The organism is Phytoactinopolyspora limicola (genome assembly GCF_011320225.1).
Taxonomy (GTDB): domain Bacteria; phylum Actinomycetota; class Actinomycetes; order Jiangellales; family Jiangellaceae; genus Phytoactinopolyspora; species Phytoactinopolyspora limicola.
The window spans coordinates 239935-257623 of record NZ_JAAOEN010000004.1 but is presented as its reverse complement, the minus strand read 5'-3'; the positions used below and the strand labels follow the sequence as shown (position 1 = coordinate 257623).

11 protein-coding genes are annotated in these 17689 nt (G+C 65.8%); 9 read left to right on the top strand and 2 right to left on the bottom strand.

All coding sequences use genetic code 11. The features are described from left to right. Window positions 1–11 precede the first annotated feature (11 nt). Together G8760_RS12700 and miaB are read left to right on the top strand one after the other, a co-directional pair. Window positions 12–2267, top strand: coding sequence for a TRAP transporter permease (locus G8760_RS12700; protein WP_166351541.1), 2256 nt, complete (start codon window positions 12–14; stop codon window positions 2265–2267). Window positions 2268–2434: 167 nt separating this feature from the next. Beyond that, entirely contained in the window at window positions 2435–3958 is a 1524-nt protein-coding gene (gene miaB, locus G8760_RS12695) for a tRNA (N6-isopentenyl adenosine(37)-C2)-methylthiotransferase MiaB (protein WP_246222526.1), read from the top strand. On the opposite strand, the gene G8760_RS12690 is transcribed toward miaB, so the two are convergent. Continuing rightward, window positions 3953–4453 carry a hypothetical protein gene (locus tag G8760_RS12690; RefSeq protein ID WP_166351537.1) on the bottom strand — a complete coding sequence of 167 codons (501 nt, stop codon included), beginning with the start codon at window positions 4451–4453 and terminating at the stop codon, window positions 3953–3955. The two genes, miaB and G8760_RS12690, sit on opposite strands and share 6 nt — an antisense overlap. An 801-nt stretch (window positions 4454–5254) precedes the next feature. Between G8760_RS12690 and G8760_RS12685 the strand changes: the two genes are divergently transcribed. The 5 genes from G8760_RS12685 to ahcY all read left to right on the top strand — a co-directional run bounded on the left by G8760_RS12685 (window position 5255) and on the right by ahcY (window position 14729). Then, window positions 5255–6964 (top strand): glycine/sarcosine N-methyltransferase, encoded by a 1710-nt coding sequence (locus G8760_RS12685; protein WP_166351535.1) that lies wholly within the window; start codon window positions 5255–5257, stop codon window positions 6962–6964. Window positions 6965–7056: 92 nt separating this feature from the next. Then, window positions 7057–8253 carry a methionine adenosyltransferase gene (gene metK / locus G8760_RS12680; protein ID WP_166351533.1) on the top strand — a complete coding sequence of 399 codons (1197 nt, stop codon included), beginning with the start codon at window positions 7057–7059 and terminating at the stop codon, window positions 8251–8253. 81 nt (window positions 8254–8334) lie between these two features. Beyond that, the gene (locus G8760_RS12675; RefSeq protein WP_166351531.1) at window positions 8335–9315 is read left to right on the top strand and encodes a carbohydrate kinase family protein; all 981 of its coding nucleotides are present in this window, start codon (window positions 8335–8337) and stop codon (window positions 9313–9315) included. Between the two features lie 228 nt (window positions 9316–9543). After that, window positions 9544–13095 (top strand): methionine synthase, encoded by a 3552-nt coding sequence (metH, locus tag G8760_RS12670; protein WP_343074403.1) that lies wholly within the window; start codon window positions 9544–9546, stop codon window positions 13093–13095. A 152-nt stretch (window positions 13096–13247) separates the two neighbouring features. Beyond that, window positions 13248–14729, top strand: a complete 1482-nt coding sequence (gene ahcY, locus G8760_RS12665; RefSeq protein WP_166351527.1) for an adenosylhomocysteinase — start codon at window positions 13248–13250, stop codon at window positions 14727–14729. 142 nt (window positions 14730–14871) lie between these two features. On the opposite strand, the gene G8760_RS12660 is transcribed toward ahcY, so the two are convergent. Further along, window positions 14872–15084, bottom strand: coding sequence for an antitoxin (locus tag G8760_RS12660; protein WP_166351525.1), 213 nt, complete (start codon window positions 15082–15084; stop codon window positions 14872–14874). Window positions 15085–15328: 244 nt separating this feature from the next. On the opposite strand from G8760_RS12660, the gene miaA reads away from it, so the two are divergent. Then, a complete protein-coding gene (miaA, locus tag G8760_RS12655; RefSeq protein WP_166352051.1) occupies window positions 15329–16258 on the top strand; it encodes a tRNA (adenosine(37)-N6)-dimethylallyltransferase MiaA in 930 nt (309 codons plus the stop codon). Between the two features lie 26 nt (window positions 16259–16284). Next, window positions 16285–17193, top strand: coding sequence for a diaminopimelate epimerase (dapF, locus tag G8760_RS12650; RefSeq protein WP_166351523.1), 909 nt, complete (start codon window positions 16285–16287; stop codon window positions 17191–17193). Window positions 17194–17689 lie beyond the last annotated feature (496 nt).

Below are 17689 nucleotides of genomic sequence, written 5' to 3'. Positions count from 1 at the left end.
AGGCGGAGGCGATGGCCGACGAGAAACAGGCGCAGGGGAACCCGCCGGCGACGGATAGCCGGCGTGCGCTCGATCAGGTTCCCGATGAATTGCCGCCGGAGATCAGGGAAGAACTCAAAGAGGACGTCGAGAAACTCGAGCAGATCGGGTTTACCGACGCAGCACTGAAGACCCGCACCAATCTGCAGGTGTGGTGGCGTTGGGCGTTCTTCCTCCTGGCGTTGACGCTGAGCATCTTCCACCTGTACACCGCCTTGTACGGTCAGCTGCCGAGTTACCAGCAGCGGACCTTCCACCTGGGTTTCGGGTTGGGGTTGACGTTCCTGCTCTACCCGGCAAAAACGGCCTTCAGCCAGCAGCAGGCTCGGCGTAGCTGGATCCTGACCGGCTTGGTTCTGGCCGGGCTGGCCTTCCTGGTGGCCAATGGCGACGCCGGTCTGCACACCGTGCTCCCCGCGGTGGGCGTGGTGCTTCTGGTTCAGGCGGCCCGGCATCTCCCATGGCAGCTAGCCGGGATGCCGGTCGCCGACGTGGTGCTCGCCCTGCTGAGCTTCGGTGCGCTGCTGTATTTGTTCACCAGCTCGGACGAGATCATGCGGCGGGGAGCGATCCATCCCGAGACCGACATCGCCGTTGGTGCGCTGGCGGTCATGCTCGTGTTGGTGGCGGCTCAGCGGGTGATCGGCACGCCGCTCGTCGCGGTCGCCGCGGTGATGCTGGCCTACGCGTTCTACGGCGATCAGATGCCGGGCTTCTTGCAGCACAGTGGCTACTCGATCGATCGGATCATCTCCACCCAGCTGCTCGGCCTGGAAGGGGTGTTCGGCACCCCGATCGCGGTCTCGTCGACGTTCATCTTCATGTTCATGATCTTTGCCGCGATGCTGCAACGTACCGGGATGGAACGGTTCTTCACCGAGTTCGCCTTCGGTGCCACCGGGTGGATGACCGGAGGCACCGCCAAGGTCGGCGTTCTGACCAGCGCCTTCTCTGGCACCATCACGGGCAGTTCGGTGGCTAACACGGTCGGCAACGGCGCCTTCACCATTCCGATGATGAAGAAGTCCGGTTACAAAGGTGAGTACGCCGGTGCGGTAGAAGCCGCGTCGTCCACCGGGGGCCAGATCGCGCCGCCGGTGATGGGGGCCGCAGCCTTCATCATGATCGACATTACCGGCCAGCCGTACTCGGAGATCATGAAGGCCGCGATCATCCCGGCCATCCTGTTCTTCGTCGCGCAGTACGTCATCATCCACTACGACTCGAAGCGCCTACGGATCGGCGGGTTGCCGCGTCACCAACTGCCCAAAGTGGGCCGGCTGATCGCCCGCAAGGGTTATTTGATCATCCCGATCGTGGTCATCTTCCTCATCTTGCTCGACGGCCAGACGCCGATGCGCGCCGCCACGTATGCCATTGGTGCCGCCGTCGCGATCAACCTCCTGGCCCAGCTCGTCGCATTGGCTTTCCGCAAGTGGCGGGCCATGGAAGACAAACTCACCCCGATGGCGGTCCTGGACGGACTGGTGGACGCCGCCCGGCTGGCGCTGCCGATCATCGTCGCGTGTGCCGCGGCCGGTCTGATCGCCGGGGTCATCACGTTGACCGGGATCGGGCTACGGCTGGCCAACGAGCTCGTCTCGCTGTCCGGTGGCCACCTGCTGACCACGGCGTTCCTCGCCATGATCGCCTGCCTGATTCTCGGGATCGGCGTACCGACGACGGCCAACTACGTCATCACCGCGACGCTCGCGGCGCCCGCCATCATGATCGCCGGTGGCTTCGAGAGTGGCACGACGCAGATCCTCATCGCGCACATGTTCGTGTACTACTTCGGTGTCCTCGCGGACATCACCCCACCGGTCTGCCTGGCCTCCTACGCCGCGTCGGGTATCGCGCAGAGCAATCCCATCCGGACCGGCGTACAGTCGGCCCGGATCGCCCTCGGCGGATTCCTGGTGCCGTACATGTTCCTGCTGTCGCCGGAGTTGTTGATGCAGGACGCGACGTGGGGGGGCATCGTTCTGGCCTTCGTCACGGCGACGTTCGGGATCTTCTGTGTCGCTTGTGCGGTGGTGGGTTTCATCGACCGGCCGATCAATCCGCTCATCCGGCTGGCCCTGGCCGCGGCCGGGCTGCTGCTCTTGCATGCGTCGGTGGTGGGTGACCTCCTCGGCCTCGCCGTCGGCGTGTCGATCTTCGCCTGGCAGTGGTGGACCGGTCCCAGGGCGCGGCGTCAGGCCGCGGTCACCACGGGTGATCGTTGACGGGATCGTGTCGCTATAGCGACACGATGACGGCGACGATCACCGGGGGTGGGGGGGTGTCGGGCCGTCACCGCCACCGCCTCCGCCACCGCCACCGCCACCGCCTCCGCCACCGGGCGTGGGTGCGGCGCGAGAAGACCGCGCAACGGCGTACCCTGGATGCCGAGATGAACGAACGCAGCTACTACGTGCGCACCTTCGGGTGCCAGATGAACGTCCACGACTCCGAGCGGCTGGCCGGCCTACTCGACGCCGCCGGCTACGCGCGGGCGGCCGCCGACGGTGCGGAGGCCGACGTCGTCGTGCTCAACACCTGCGCGGTGCGCGAGAACGCCGACAACAAGCTGTATGGCAATCTCGGGCACCTGGCGTCGGTAAAGGCGGCCCGGCCCGGCATGCAGATCGCCGTGGGCGGCTGCCTGGCGCAGAAAGACCGCGACGAGATCGTGCGCCGCGCCCCCTGGGTCGACGTCGTCTTCGGCACTCACAATGTCGGTTCGTTGCCGGTGCTGCTGGAGCGGGCCCGGGTTGAGCAGGAAGCTCAGGTCGAGATCGTCGAGGCGCTGGAGGTGTTCCCATCGTCGTTGCCGTCTCGACGGGACAGCCAGTACGCGGCATGGGTGGCGATCAGCGTGGGCTGCAACAACACCTGCACGTTCTGCATCGTGCCCGCGCTACGTGGACGGGAGCGCGACCGCCGGCCCGGCGACGTGTTGGCCGAGGTGGAGGCGCTGGTCGCCGACGGTGTCATCGAGGTGACGCTGCTGGGCCAGAACGTCAATGCGTATGGCGTCGAGTTCGGTGATCGTTACGCGTTCGGCAAGCTGCTGCGCACCGTCGGAGCGGTGAAAGGACTGGAGCGGGTACGGTTCACCAGTCCACACCCACGTGACTTCACCGACGACGTCATCGCCGCGATGGCCGAGACCCCGTCGGTGATGCCGCAGCTGCACATGCCGCTGCAATCCGGGTCGGACCGGATCCTGCGGTCGATGCGCCGCTCGTATCGGCAGCAGCGGTACCTCGACATCGTGGCGAAGGTGCGAGAGGCCATGCCGCACGCCGCCATCACCACCGACATCATCGTCGGATTCCCGGGTGAGACGGACGAAGATTTCGAGCAAACGCTCCAGGTGGTCCGCGAAGCCCGGTTCGCTTCGGCGTTCACGTTTCAGTACTCCAAGCGGCCTGGCACTCCGGCCGCGGAGATGGCCGATCAGGTGCCGCCGGAGGTCGTACGAGAGCGCTACCAGCGGTTGGCGGCCCTCGTGGACGAGGTCGCCTTGGCGGAGGCCAGGTCTCTGGTGGGCCAGGACGTCGAGGTGCTGGTGGCCGTCGGCGAAGGACGCAAAGATGCTCGATACCAGCGGCTGTCCGGGCGAGCACGAGACAACCGGCTGGTGCACTTCGGGGTGCCCGAGACGGGGCCGGCTCCCCGGCCTGGCGATGTCGTCACCGTGACGGTCAGCCAGGCGGCGCCACACCATCTAGTGGCCGATTCCGCGTTGGATGGCGGACGGTACGACGTCCGACGCACGGCGGCCGGTGATGCGCATGAGCGCGCAACAGCGCAGTCGACGCCGCCACGGGGCGTCCTGCTGGGTATGCCGGCGCTGGGGGCACCCGAAGCAGGCGACAGCGGCGCGGGGGCAGTGGTAGCCGAGGGTCCGCGATCCTGCTCGCCGTCATAACGGTGGCGGAGGAGGCGGCGGGCCAGGAACGGGCCGAAACCGCCGCCGCAGGGCGTCCCGGTAGGTGACGCGGGCCCGGTCGGCGATGGCCAGCGTACCCAGCAGCACCACCCCGATGACCACCACGGTGGCCAACGCTCTGGCGTCGTCCGGAATCCGGCCGAGTGCGCCCCATCCGAGGTCGGTGGCGAGGACGATGATGCCGGAGGCGACGGCGGCCACGACGAGTCCGGCGCGACGCGGCCGGGGCAGTTCGGGTTCTGGACGACCACACCACCAGATAGCCACCCCCATCGCGGTCAGCACGGCGCCGACGATGCCGAGGCCACCAGGGTCCCAGAACACGGTCATGAGGCCGACGGTGACGAACGCACGGGATGGCAGGCCACCAGGGTAGTGGCCGCGGGCCGGCGCCCACGCGATCGTCAGGCAGAGCCCGACCAGGACGACCACCCCCGCGGCCACGATCTGATAGGCGTCATCGGCGGAGAGCATGTCCGTATTCGACCACGTTCGGGCACCGCGTGACATGTCGGCCGGGTGCGGCGCGCCGGAGAGACTGCGTAGCGCCCACCCGCGCGTTCGACCTGTCAGGCCGGACAAGTGTGTGACCAGGGTGGATGTCGACATCGGCCCTGACGCGTTGGACCGCGATGGACCTGCCCGGGTCGATGGGAGTGATGTCGCAGCTCAGGGAGTTGTCCGGCCTGACACGTCGGCAATGGGGAGGCGGCGAATGTGTGTGGACAGAGAGCGAAATAAAAGTGGAAAATGTTGCGCACCGCGGAACGGTTGCGTAGAAAGGAACATTCTTGGGTATCGCGAAAATGTCAGTTTGATTGTTCTGCCCAGTGCTTGATCTGGTGTTGGAATCTTCTCCGCGAAGCGCGGTCCGCCAGCGTATGCCGCAAACGAGGTGGGATAACATCACTACTTTACGGCATTGATTCACATGTGCTCTAGCCCCCCGTTGCGGATTGCCGATCCGCTCTTGATCTTGCCTCGAATTCGTCGGAAAGTGTGCTGGTCAGGGGCTATTCTGAGGGGGAGAGTTGATATGTCCGATCGCATCCTTTAGCGTGATGAGAGGGCGATGCGGCCGGGCAGCAGGTCACGTCGCCACTTGGACCGGTCCAATGAATTGCCGACGTATGTCAGGCGCGAGGCGGGCGGAGAATGCGGCGTGAGGACACGCGCGGCCCGCGACGGATCCGGCTGACGAGGGCTGCTGGAGGCTGACCCAACGACGTTTCGGCCACGGCACGCTCGGCAGGCTGCGAACACTGGGAGTAGTGCATGGCGAGAGAGATCAGCGAAACCGTCGTCGACGCGGGCGCAGCCCGGGAGTCCGAGCCGGATTCATCCGGTGAGCAGGACCTCCATCAGGATTTCGGTGACAACCCGCTGGAAGTGCGGACCACAGACCACTACACCGAGGAGTACGTCACCGGCTTCGTCAACAAGTGGGACGAGCTGATCGACTGGAAGCGGCGGGCGAAGAGTGAAGGTACGTTCTTCGTCGAGCACTTGAAGAAACACGGCGTGCGGAAGGTGCTGGACGTAGCTACGGGCACCGGATTCCACTCGGTGCGCCTGCTCGAGGAGGGCTTCGAGACGGTCAGCGCCGATGGCAGTCCGGAGATGCTGGCCAAGGCCTTCGAGAACGGCATCAAACACGGCGGCCACATCCTTCGGGTGGTCAACGCGGACTGGCGCTGGCTCAACCGCGACGTTCACGGTGAATACGACGCGATCGTCTGTCTGGGGAATTCCTTCACCCACCTGTTCACCGAACGCGACCGCCGCAAAGCGCTGGCAGAGTTCTATGCGATGCTGAAGCACGATGGAATTCTCATCATCGATCAGCGCAATTACGATTCTATTCTGGATAGCGGATTCTCGAGCAAACACACGTATTACTACTGTGGTGAAGACGTGTCGGCTGTGCCGGAACATGTTGATGACGGGCTCGCGCGTTTCCGATACCAGTTCTCTGACGGCTCCGAATATCACCTCAACATGTACCCGCTGCGGAAGAACTACATGCGACGGCTCATGCGGGAGGTCGGTTTTCAGCGTATCGAGACTTACGGGGATTTCCAGCAGACCTATCGCGAGGACGAGCCGGACTTCTTCATTCACGTCGCCGAGAAGCGCTACCGGCCGGACGAGGAGCTCACCGACGTGTACTCGACGACCGTCAATGTGGCCCGGGATTATTACAACTCCGAAGATGCCGACAACTTCTACGCGATCATCTGGGGCGGGGAGGACATCCACGTCGGGCTCTATGCCACGCCGGACGAGGAGATCGCCGCGGCCAGCCGCCGTACGGTCGAGCAGATGGCGTCGGAGCTCAAGCTCAACGCCGATACTCGAGTGCTCGACCTAGGCTCCGGCTACGGCGGATCGGCCCGTTACCTTGCCAAGACGTTCGGCTGCCGGGTGACCTGCCTGAACCTCAGCGAGGTGGAGAACGAACGTAACCGCAAACTCAGCCGGGAGCAGAACCTGGACGACCTCATCGACGTTGTCGACGGGTCGTTCGAGGATCTTCCGTTTGAGGACAATTCGTACGACGTGGTGTGGTCGCAGGATGCCTTCCTGCACAGCGGTGACCGTAGCCGGGTGCTCGAAGAGGCCACCCGGGTGCTCCGACCGACCGGCACGTTCATCTTTACCGACCCGATGGCCACCGACGACTGTCCGCGCTCGGCCTTGGAACCGATTCTGGCCAGACTTCAGCTCGAGACGATGGCGTCGCCTGCGTTCTATCGGCGGGAACTGAACCGGCTCGGACTCGGAACGGTCGAATTCCGCGACGAGAGCGCCCAATTGGCACAGCACTACGGACGGGTGCTGGCCGAACTGGAACGCAACTCCTCGGCCCTTGCCGGCCGGGTGAGCAGCGAGTACCAGGAACGCATGAGGGCCGGTTTGAAGAATTGGGTCAACGGCGGCAACGCCGGAAACCTCGCATGGGGCATCTTCGTCGCCCGTCGGTGACACGCTGCGGCTGGGCCCGCCCGGTCGATGAACGGACCTAACGGCGCAACATCGCGCGATTCGTGTAGATAGAGAAGAGAGAGTTGGCACACATGGCTTATCGACGTCTATTCACCAGTGAGTCGGTCACCGAGGGTCACCCGGACAAGATGAGCGACGCGATCAGCGACTCCATCCTGGACGCGATGCTGGAACAGGACCCCAAGTCTCGCGTCGCCTGCGAGACGCTGATCACCACCGGCCAGGTCCACATCGCCGGCGAGGTCACCACCAAGGGTTACGTCGACATCCCGGCCGTCGTGCGGGAGCGGATCCTGGAGATTGGTTACGACTCGTCCGCCAAGGGGTTCGACGGAGCCTCCTGTGGTGTGAACGTGGCCATCGACGCGCAATCTCCCGACATCGCGCAGGGCGTCGACACCGCATACGAGGCACGGGTTGAGGGAGAAGACGACGCGATCGCCGCCCAGGGCGCCGGCGACCAGGGGTTGATGTTCGGCTTCGCCTGCACCGAAACACCGGAGCTGATGCCGTTGCCCATCGCTCTGGCCCACCGGCTGTCTCGTCGGCTGACGCAGGTCCGCAAGGAGGGTGCGCTTCCGTACCTGCGTCCGGACGGCAAGACCCAGGTCACCGTCGAGTACGAGGACGGTAAGCCGGTCCGTCTGGAGACCGTCGTCGTGTCCAGCCAGCATGCCGCGGACATCGACCTCGATCAGATGCTGACGGTCGACGTCCGTGACCAGGTGATGAAGCCGGAGATCGAAGCTCTCGGCTTGGACACGAGTTCCACCCGGCTGCTCGTCAACCCCACTGGCCGGTTCGTCATCGGAGGTCCCGTGGGCGACGCCGGCCTCACCGGCCGGAAGATCATCGTCGACACCTACGGCGGCTACGCACGCCACGGTGGTGGGGCCTTCTCCGGCAAGGACCCGTCCAAGGTCGACCGCTCGGCCGCCTACGCGCTGCGGTGGGTAGCCAAGAACGCCGTTGCCGCGGGGCTGGCCGACAAGATCGAGGTTCAGGTTGCCTACGCCATCGGCAAGGCTGCTCCGGTAGGGCTGTTCATCGAGACGTTCGGCACGGAGAAGGTCGACCCGGCCAAGATCCAGATGGCCATCGAGGAGGTCTTCGACCTACGGCCCGCGGCCATCGTGCGCGATCTCGACCTGCTGCGCCCGATCTACGCCCCGACGGCTGCGTACGGCCACTTCGGCCGCACCGACATCGACGTACCCTGGGAGCGCACCGACCGCGTCGATCAGCTACGCGCCGCGGCTCGGGTCTGAGGCGCCGGCCCGCATCCCTGCGGCCCGCCGCCAGCACCCGCTCGCGGTTGACCCACGCCGACGACGAGGAGAAGAGACCCCGTGCGTATCGCAGTAACCGGCTCCATCGCCACCGACCATCTCATGGTGTTTCCGGGGAGGTTCGCCGATCAGTTCGTGACTGACCGGCTCGATCAGCTGTCGCTGTCCTTCTTGATCGATCACCTCGACATCCGCCGCGGCGGAACCGCCGGGAACATCGCCCTCGGCTTCGCCAAGCTGGGGTTGACGCCACTCCTGATCGGGGCGGTGGGCCGCGACTTCGGTGAGTACCAGCAGTTCTTGCAGGCCCACGGCGTCGATACCGACTCGGTGCTCATCTCGGACGACAAACACACCGCACGGTTCATCTGCACCACCGACGAGACGCAGAACCAGATCGCGTCGTTCTACGCGGGTGCGATGGCCGACGCCCGCGAGATCGAGCTGGCGCCGACGGCCGAGCGGTCCGGTGGCCTGGACCTCGTCCTGATCTGCCCGAACGATCCGATGGCGATGCTCCGGCACACCCAGGAGTGCCGGGACCGCGGGTACCGGTTCGTCGCCGACGTCGGGCAACAGGTCGCCCGGATGACCGGCGACGAGCTGCGCCAGCTGGTCGACGGCGCTGCCTACCTGTTCACCAACGAGTACGAGCACGGCCTGTTGCTGGAGAAGACGGGCTGGACCGAAGCCGACGTCCTCGGCCGGGTGGATGCGTGGATGACCACGCTCGGCGCGGCTGGAGCTCGGCTGGAACGTCACGACGGCTCGGCCGTGACGGTGCCCAGCGTGCCGGCTAAACACGAGGTCGACCCCACGGGCATCGGTGACGCCTTCCGGGTCGGCTTCTTCACGGGGCAGGCCCGTGATCTTTCGATCGAGCGGTCGATGCAGGTCGGAAGCGTGTTGGCGACCACCGTGCTGGAAACACTCGGTGGGCAGGATTACGAGGTACGGCCGGAGGTGATCGCTCGGCGGTTCGCCGATGCCTACGGCGAGGACGCCACGGCCGAGATCAGCACTCTGTTCCCCGCGTCCTGAACCAGCGGTACGCAGGCGCTGGACGCGGAGCTGGAAGCGACCGGCGGCGTTGGACGTCCGACCAGCGCCGTTGGATGTCCGACCGGCGTCGGACGCGGGCCGTACAGGGACGACGAGGAAGGATGTACGTGCAGGCTAGCTACAACGCCATCACGTTCGAGCTGGTAGTGGACCACAATGGTGTCGGAGGGCCGGGAGGTGAGTGCCGTGGCTGAGGGGCAGACCGGGGTGCGCAGCCCGTTCCTGGAGGCGTTGCACCAACGGGTGTTGGTGGCCGACGGTGCGATGGGCACCCAACTGCAGGCGCAGGATCTCACCCTCGACGACTTCGCCGGCCTCGAAGGCTGCAACGAGATCCTCAATGTGACGCGTCCGGACGCCGTTCTCGAGGTACACCGCGGTTTCCTCGAAGCGGGATCCGACCTGATCGAGACCAACACGTTCGGTACCAACCTGCCGAATCTGGGGGAGTACGACATCCCGGACCGGATCCTGGAACTGGCTGAGGCCGGTGCCCGGCTGGCTCGGCAGGCCGCCGACGAGTTCTCCACGCCGGACAAGCCGAGGTTCGTGCTCGGCTCGGTCGGCCCGGGCACCAAGCTGCCGACGCTGGGGCACATCACCTATGCAATGATCCGCGACGCGTATATCGAACAGGTCCGCGGCATGTTGGCCGGTGGCATCGACGTCGTGTTGGTCGAGACGAGTCAAGATCTGCTCCAGACCAAGGCGGCCGTGCTGGGGGCCAAGCGGGCGATGCGGGCGGAGGGCCGGCACGTGCCGATCGTGGCGCAGGTGACCGTCGAGACGACCGGCACCATGCTGGTGGGTAGCGAGATCGGTGCGGCGTTGACGGCGCTGGCGCCCCTTGGCATCGACATGATCGGCATGAACTGCGCCACCGGCCCGGCCGAGATGGGCGAGCACCTGCGATACCTGGCGCAGAACGCTCAGATACCGCTGTCGGTCATGCCGAACGCTGGGCTCCCGGAGATCGGGCCCAACGGTGCGGTGTACCCACTCGGGCCCGAAGGGCTGGCCGAGGCGTTGGCCGGGTTCGTCACCGATTTCGGTACCCGGATGGTGGGTGGCTGCTGCGGCACCACACCTGAACACCTCCGACATGTGGTCGAGGCGGTGTCCGGGCTGGTCGCATCAGAGCGTGCACCGCGCTCCGAGGCAGCCGTCTCGTCGGTGTATCAGTCGGTGCCGTTCCGGCAGGATGCCAGCGTGCTCATGGTGGGCGAGCGCAGCAACGCCACTGGGTCCAAGGCGTTTCGTGAGGCCATGGTCGAGGAGCGGTGGGAAGACTGCGTCGAGATCGCGCGGGCCCAGACCCGCGAGGGTGCCCACCTGATCGACCTGAACGTCGACTACGTGGGCCGCGACGGCGTCGCCGACATGGACGAGCTCGCCTCGCGCCTGGCGACGGCGTCCACGTTGCCCATCATGTTGGATTCCACCGAACCCGAGGTGATCCGCGCCGGCCTGGAACGCATCGGTGGCCGATGCGTGATCAACTCGGTGAACTACGAGGATGGCGACGGACCGGAGTCGCGGTTCCACCGAGCCATGCAGATCGCCGCCGAGCACGGCGCCGCCGTCGTCGGCACGTGTATCGACGAAGAAGGCCAGGCCCGTACCGCGGAGTGGAAGGTGCGGGTGGCTCGGCGGTTGATCGAGGATCTCACCACCAACTGGGGGATGGCGGTCGAAGACGTCGTCGTCGACTGCTTGGTTTTCCCCATCTCGACTGGGCAGGAGGAGGTTCGCCGCGACGGCATCGAGACCATCGAGGCGATCCGCCAGCTCACCAGCGAGTATCCGGGGGTTCAGACCACTCTGGGGATCTCGAACGTCTCGTTCGGCCTGAACTCCGCGGCTCGACAGGTGCTCAACTCGGTGTTCCTGCACGAATGCGTCGAGGCGGGTCTGTCGACTGCCATCGTGCACGCGTCGAAGATCCTGCCGATGGCCCGGATTCCCGACGAGCACCGCGAGGTGGCGCTCGACCTCATCTACGACCGCCGGCGGGAGGGGTACGACCCCTTGCAGCGGTTGATGGAGTTGTTCGAGGGAGCAACCGCCGCATCGAGCCGGCAATCCCGCGCCGAGGAGCTGGCGGCACTTCCGTTGGGCGAGCGGCTGGAACGGCGCATCGTCGACGGTGAGCGCAACGGGCTCGAGGACGATCTCGACGAGTCCATGCAGGAACGCAAGCCGCTCGACATCATCAACGACACCCTGCTGGCCGGCATGAAGACCGTTGGTGAGCTGTTCGGATCCGGCCAGATGCAGCTGCCGTTCGTCTTGCAGTCGGCCGAGGTGATGAAGGCTGCCGTCGCGCACCTCGAACCACACATGGAGAAGGACGACAGCGGTGGCAAGGGCCGGATCGTGCTGGCCACGGTTAAAGGTGACGTCCACGACATCGGCAAGAACCTGGTCGACATCATCCTGACGAACAACGGCTACGAGGTCGTCAACATCGGCATCAAACAGCCGATCAACGCGATCCTCGATGCCGCCAACGAACACGAGGCCGACGTCATCGGCATGTCCGGCCTGCTGGTCAAATCAACGGTGATCATGAAGGAGAACCTGGAGGAGATGAACTCCAGGGGGGTCGCCGACACTTGGCCGGTGGTGCTCGGTGGTGCGGCGCTCAACCGCGCCTACGTCGAGGACGATCTCGCCGACATCTTCCACGGTGAGGTCAACTACGCCCGCGACGCCTTCGAGGGCCTGCGGCTGATGGACTCGATCATGACCCGCAAGCGTGGTGGTGCGGTCGAGGTCGACGACGAGTTGGAGCGCAAACGGGCCGAGCGCAAGCAGCGGCGCGAGCGGTCGAAGAAGATCATCGCCGCGCGGGAAGCCGCTGGTGGCTCCGGTGAGCCCAACGTTGACGACACCGGGCGCTCCGACGTCGCCGCGGACATCGCGGTACCGGCCCCGCCGTTCTGGGGTTCCCGCGTCGTACGCGGTGTACCACTCGCGGACTACTCGGCCATGCTCGACGAGCGCGCCACCTTCCTGGGGCAGTGGGGGCTGCGTGGCGCGAAAGGTGGCGACGGGCCGTCGTACGAGGAACTGGTGGAGAGCGAGGGCCGGCCGCGGCTGCGGGCCTGGCTGGACCGCCTGACCACTGATGGCATCCTCGCGCACGCCGCCGTCGTCTACGGGTATTTCCCCTGTGTATCCGATGGCAACGACGTCGTTGTGCTCGCCGAACCCGACGCCGGTGCGGCGGAGCGGCTGCGCTTCACCTTCCCGCGCCAGCGCCGGGACCGCCGGCTCTGCCTGGCCGACTTCTTCCGCCCACGCGAGCTGGCCGAACAGTCCGGACAGGTCGACGTTCTGCCCTTACAGCTGGTCACCATGGGGCAGCCCATCGCCGACTTCGCCAATGAGCTGTTCGGTCAGGACTCCTACCGGGATTACCTCGAGGTACACGGGCTTGGGGTGCAGCTCACCGAGGCCCTCGCCGAGTATTGGCATCGTCGGGTGCGCGAAGAGCTGCTGTTCGAAGGCGGGGTCCCGGTGGCATCTGAGGATGCCGACGACATCACCGAGTTCTTCCGGCTCGGATATCGCGGAGCGCGGTTCTCGCTGGGCTACGGCGCCTGCCCCGATCTCGAGGACCGGACGAAGATCGTCGACCTGCTTGAACCGGACCGGATTGGCGTCAAACTCTCCGACGAGCACCAGTTACATCCCGAACAGTCAACCGACGCGTTCGTTGTTCACCACCCGGAGGCAAAATATTTCAACACTTAGTCAGCGCAGCGGGCGGTGTTGGGCGGAGCATCGCCGATCCCGCCCGCGAGGGCTCCTTCGTTGCCCTCGAAGCCCGTCCGCGCCCTGACCGGCGATTCTCCACCCAACGCCTAAGCTAGAAATGACCGCCGCGCTAAAAGGAGCACAAGGATATGACCGCCACGTTCAGTCCGTCCGTACCGAAGCAGACGATCAACGGTGTCGACTTCGCCGTCGCCGATCTGTCGCTTGCCGAGTTCGGCCGCAACGAGATCCGACTGGCCGAACACGAGATGCCTGGGCTGATGGCGCTGCGCAAGGAGTACTCGGGTAAGGCGCCGCTCAAGGGTGCCCGGGTGTCCGGTTCGCTGCACATGACCATCCAGACCGCCGTGCTGATCGAGACGCTGGTGGAGCTCGGCGCCGAGGTCCGCTGGGCCAGCTGCAACATCTTCTCCACCCAGGACCACGCGGCCGCGGCTGTTGTTGTCGGTGCGAACGGCACGAAGGACGCACCTGCCGGCACCCCGGTGTACGCGTGGAAGGGTGAGTCGCTGCCCGAGTACTGGTGGTGCACGGAGCAGATGCTGACCTGGCCGGGCGGCGACGGCCCGAACATGATCCTCGACGACGGTGGCGACGCGACGCTGCTGGTGCACAAGGGTGTGGAGTTCGAGAAGGCCGGCGCGGTGCCCGCCGCTGGCGAGAACGACCCGGAGGAGTGGCAGGTCTTTCTCGAGCTGCTGCGTGCCTCGCTGGCCGCGGACGGCTCGAAGTGGACCACCATCGCCTCGGGCATCAAGGGTGTCACCGAGGAGACCACCACCGGTGTGCACCGCCTCTACCAGCTGGCTGAGGCGGGGGAGTTGCTCTTCCCGGCCATCAACGTCAACGACGCCGTCACCAAGTCGAAGTTCGACAACAAGTACGGCTGCCGGCACTCGCTGGTGGACGGCATCAACCGGGCCACCGACGTGCTCATCGGTGGCAAGACCGCGGTGATCTGCGGCTACGGCGACGTCGGCAAGGGCAGCGCGGAGTCGCTGCGTGGCCAGGGCGCCCGGGTGATCGTCACCGAGATCGACCCGATCTGCGCGCTGCAGGCGGCGATGGATGGCTACCAGGTGGCTGTTCTCGACGACGTGCTCGACCAGGCCGACATCATCATCACGACCACCGGCAACAAAGACGTCATCACCATCGAGCACATGGAGAAGATGAAGCACCAGGCCATCGTCGGCAACATCGGCCACTTCGACAACGAGATCCAGATCGCGGAGCTCGAGCGTTATCCCGGCGTCAAGCGGGTCACCATCAAGCCGCAGGTCGACGAGTGGACCTTCCCCGACGGCCACTCGATCATCGTGCTCTCCGAGGGCCGGCTGCTGAACTTGGGCAACGCCACCGGGCACCCGTCGTTCGTCATGTCCAACTCCTTCTCCGACCAGACGATCGCGCAGATCGAACTGTTCACGAAGCAGGGTGAATACGGCACCGACCAGGTGTACCTGTTGCCGAAGCACCTGGACGAGAAGGTTGCCCGGATCCACCTCGAGGCGCTCGGCGGCAAGCTCACCACGCTCCGCAAGGACCAGGCCGAGTACATCGGTGTCGATGTGGACGGCCCGTACAAGCCGGACCACTACCGCTACTGAGATCCCTCACCCGCATGCGACCCGGTGATCGTTGCCGTTATTGCGTCGCTACCCACCGGTGATCGTTGCCGTTATTGTGTCGCTATAGCGACCCGATTCTGGGTTCGATCACCGGAAGGTGACGACACAATAACGGCAACGATCACCGGGTGTTACGGGTGGGCTGGTCCGGGTCGTCGTTGTCCTGGCCGAGCAGGCCCTTCGCTTTGTCAGCCGCGGAATCGATCTTGTCGGTGTGCTTGCCACCGGTTTTGTCGTCGACGAAGTCGGCGGCTTTGTCGATGCCGTCGCCGAGTTTGTCCGAGTTCTTGGACATCGCGTCGCTGAGCTGGTCCTTCATCTTGTCGAAGCCCATCGGCCCCTCACCTCGCCTCAGGTTGTCCCCGGGTCACCGACGTGGCCACGAGGAGATTAGTGCCCTGCGTGGGAAGTCTCTTGTCGCCCACGCAGGGCACTAGCCCGTTCTGCTGTCACTTTTGTTGATACGCCGCGAAAAGATCGTTCACAACCGGAACGGCGGAACCCGACCGGCGCCGCCATGGCCAGCGTGGGCTCCCGTCGTGGTGGCGAAATGTGAAACTGGGACGGTGAACGCGAAGATGCAGCCACCTATCGTCGCCGTCGTTGGACCAACCGCGGCCGGCAAGAGCGACGCCGCCATCGGGTTGGCCCTGCGGCTGGGTGGCGAGGTCGTGAACGCGGACTCCATGCAGGTGTACCGCGGCATGGACATCGGCACCGCGAAGGTCTCGCCAAGCGAGCGGCGTGGTGTGCCGCACCACCTACTCGATGTGCTGGACGTAACCGAACCGGCCACCGTCGCCGAGTTCCAGCACATGGCCCGGACCGCGATCTCCGATTGCCGCGAGCGTGGTGTGGTGCCGGTGGTGGTCGGTGGCAGTGCTCTGTATATGCGGGCGATCCTCGACCGGTTCGAGTTTCCGGGTACTGATCCGGAACTTCGGGCCGCGCTGGAGGCCGAGCTGGCCACCGTCGGGGCGGGCCGGATGCACGAACGCCTGGCCGTCGTCGACCCGCAGGCCGCGGCGGCCATCTTGCCGAGCAACACCCGGCGGGTGATTCGGGCGTTGGAGGTGGTTCAACTGACCGGCCGCCCGTTCAGCGCGACGCTGCCGGCCCGTGAATATGCCCACGACTCCGTCGTTCAGATCGGCCTGGACGTGCCCCGACCGCGGCTCGACGAACGGATCGAGCAGCGGGTATACGCGATGTGGGCCGCCGGCCTGGTCGACGAGGTCCGGCAGCTGGAGCAACACGGACTTCGGCAGGGGCGCACGGCCGCACGTGCGTTGGGGTACGCACAGGTGCTGGCCTTCCTCGCCGGCGAATGTACCGAGGATGAGGCACGCGAGGAAACGATCCGGGCCACTCGTCGATTCGCGCGGCGTCAGGACTCGTGGTTCCGCAAGGACGAGCGCATCACGTGGCTACCGTTCGACGCGGATGATCTTGCCGGGACGGCCGCGTCGCTGACGGCCGTGCAGGTGCCGGGCACCGGATCGGCGTAGCCGGAGATGTCGTGGAGAATGGGCACATGGGCGTGCGAGCGGAATTCGTCAAGGGCCACGGCACGGAGAACGACTTCGTCGTGGTGCCTGACCCTGCCGACGTGTTCGGTGACGTACTCGACGCACCGACGGTGCGCCGGCTCACCGACCGCTACGCGGGTATTGGCGCCGATGGCCTCATCCGGGTAGTACCAGCCCGACCAGGCTCCGGTCCGGCCGAGTGGTTCATGGACTACCGCAATGCCGACGGCACCCTCGCCGAGATGTGCGGCAACGGTGTGCGGGTGATGGCCGCCTACCTCCTCGATGCGGGCCTCGTGGAAGGAAAGGTACTGACGGTGGCCACCCGTGGCGGCAACCGCACCGTGCGGGCCGAGGCCGACGGCGAGTACACCGTCGAGATGGGGCCGGCCGCGCCGATGGGGCAGGGCCCCGCCGATCTACCCGGATCTACCGGCGTGACGGTGACCATGGGTGAGCGCTCCTGGCCGGCGGTGCCCGTCGCGGTGCCCAACCCGCACGCTGTCATTTTTCTCGACGACGACGCTGTCCCGGACGCCGACCCCCAACGGGGCGACCCGAACCGTGCGGTCGACGACATCCCGGCACTGGTTCAGCTGGGTATGTTGACCGGTGCGCCGGTCCTGAGCCCGGAACCGGTTTTTCCCGAAGGCGCCAACGTCGAGTTCGTCGTGCGCCGTGGAGAACGACACCTCGCCCTCAGGGTCTGGGAGCGTGGCGTCGGTGAGACTCGATCGTGCGGCACCGGTGTGTGTGCGGCCGCATGGGCGGCGATGGCGCGGGACGGCGCCAGTGGCGCCGTGTACACCGTCGACGTACCCGGTGGTCGTCTTCTGGTTACCGAACGCGCCGATGGTGAACTGCTCCTCACCGGCCCGGCGGTGCTCGGCGTCCATGGGCACGTCGAGCTGTGAACCCGGCTTTCACGCAGCGTACAAGGGTGTGACGCACGTCACAGCATCCTGATGGCCGTCAGGGACGTCTCCTCCTATAGGACGACATCGATAGCCAACTGCGGGCTGATGGCTAGCGCGTAGGAAGCGGATAACGTCGTTAGTGGTGGCTCTCCGCGGGGGATGGCCACCGTTCGGAAGAGGTGACGGATATGACCAAAACAGAGGTCGAGCGTCGAGAGATAGCCCGCACGGCGGCTCTACGCTCCCGTCGGCGCGCCGCCAGGCGGAGGGACCGGCAAGCCGTGTCCGCTCGAAGTGTGACGGCCCTACGCCTGGCCGCGTCGACGGGCCAGCGGTCGAGTTCGTGAGCTGCTGATGCCGGTGACGGCGGGCTGGCCGAAATAGAGATGATCCCGCGCGGCGTCCGTGTCATCCTGGTGTTCCGGGATGATCGGGCGCCGCGCTCGCGTTCTTGAAGAGTAAGCTTGTCATAGCCGCAGCCCCCGGATTGGGG

What these genes read in the sequence shown, in the direction of transcription:
- G8760_RS12700 (WP_166351541.1), top strand. Translation starts at nt 12, where the DNA reads ATGGCCGACGAGAAACAGGCGCAGGGGAACCCGCCGGCGACGGATAGC.
- miaB (WP_246222526.1), top strand. Translation starts at nt 2,435, where the DNA reads ATGAACGAACGCAGCTACTACGTGCGCACCTTCGGGTGCCAGATGAAC.
- G8760_RS12690 (WP_166351537.1), bottom strand. Translation starts at nt 4,453, where the DNA reads ATGCTCTCCGCCGATGACGCCTATCAGATCGTGGCCGCGGGGGTGGTC.
- G8760_RS12685 (WP_166351535.1), top strand. Translation starts at nt 5,255, where the DNA reads ATGGCGAGAGAGATCAGCGAAACCGTCGTCGACGCGGGCGCAGCCCGG.
- metK (WP_166351533.1), top strand. Translation starts at nt 7,057, where the DNA reads ATGGCTTATCGACGTCTATTCACCAGTGAGTCGGTCACCGAGGGTCAC.
- ahcY (WP_166351527.1), top strand. Translation starts at nt 13,248, where the DNA reads ATGACCGCCACGTTCAGTCCGTCCGTACCGAAGCAGACGATCAACGGT.
- G8760_RS12660 (WP_166351525.1), bottom strand. Translation starts at nt 15,084, where the DNA reads ATGGGCTTCGACAAGATGAAGGACCAGCTCAGCGACGCGATGTCCAAG.
- miaA (WP_166352051.1), top strand. Translation starts at nt 15,329, where the DNA reads ATGCAGCCACCTATCGTCGCCGTCGTTGGACCAACCGCGGCCGGCAAG.
- dapF (WP_166351523.1), top strand. Translation starts at nt 16,285, where the DNA reads ATGGGCGTGCGAGCGGAATTCGTCAAGGGCCACGGCACGGAGAACGAC.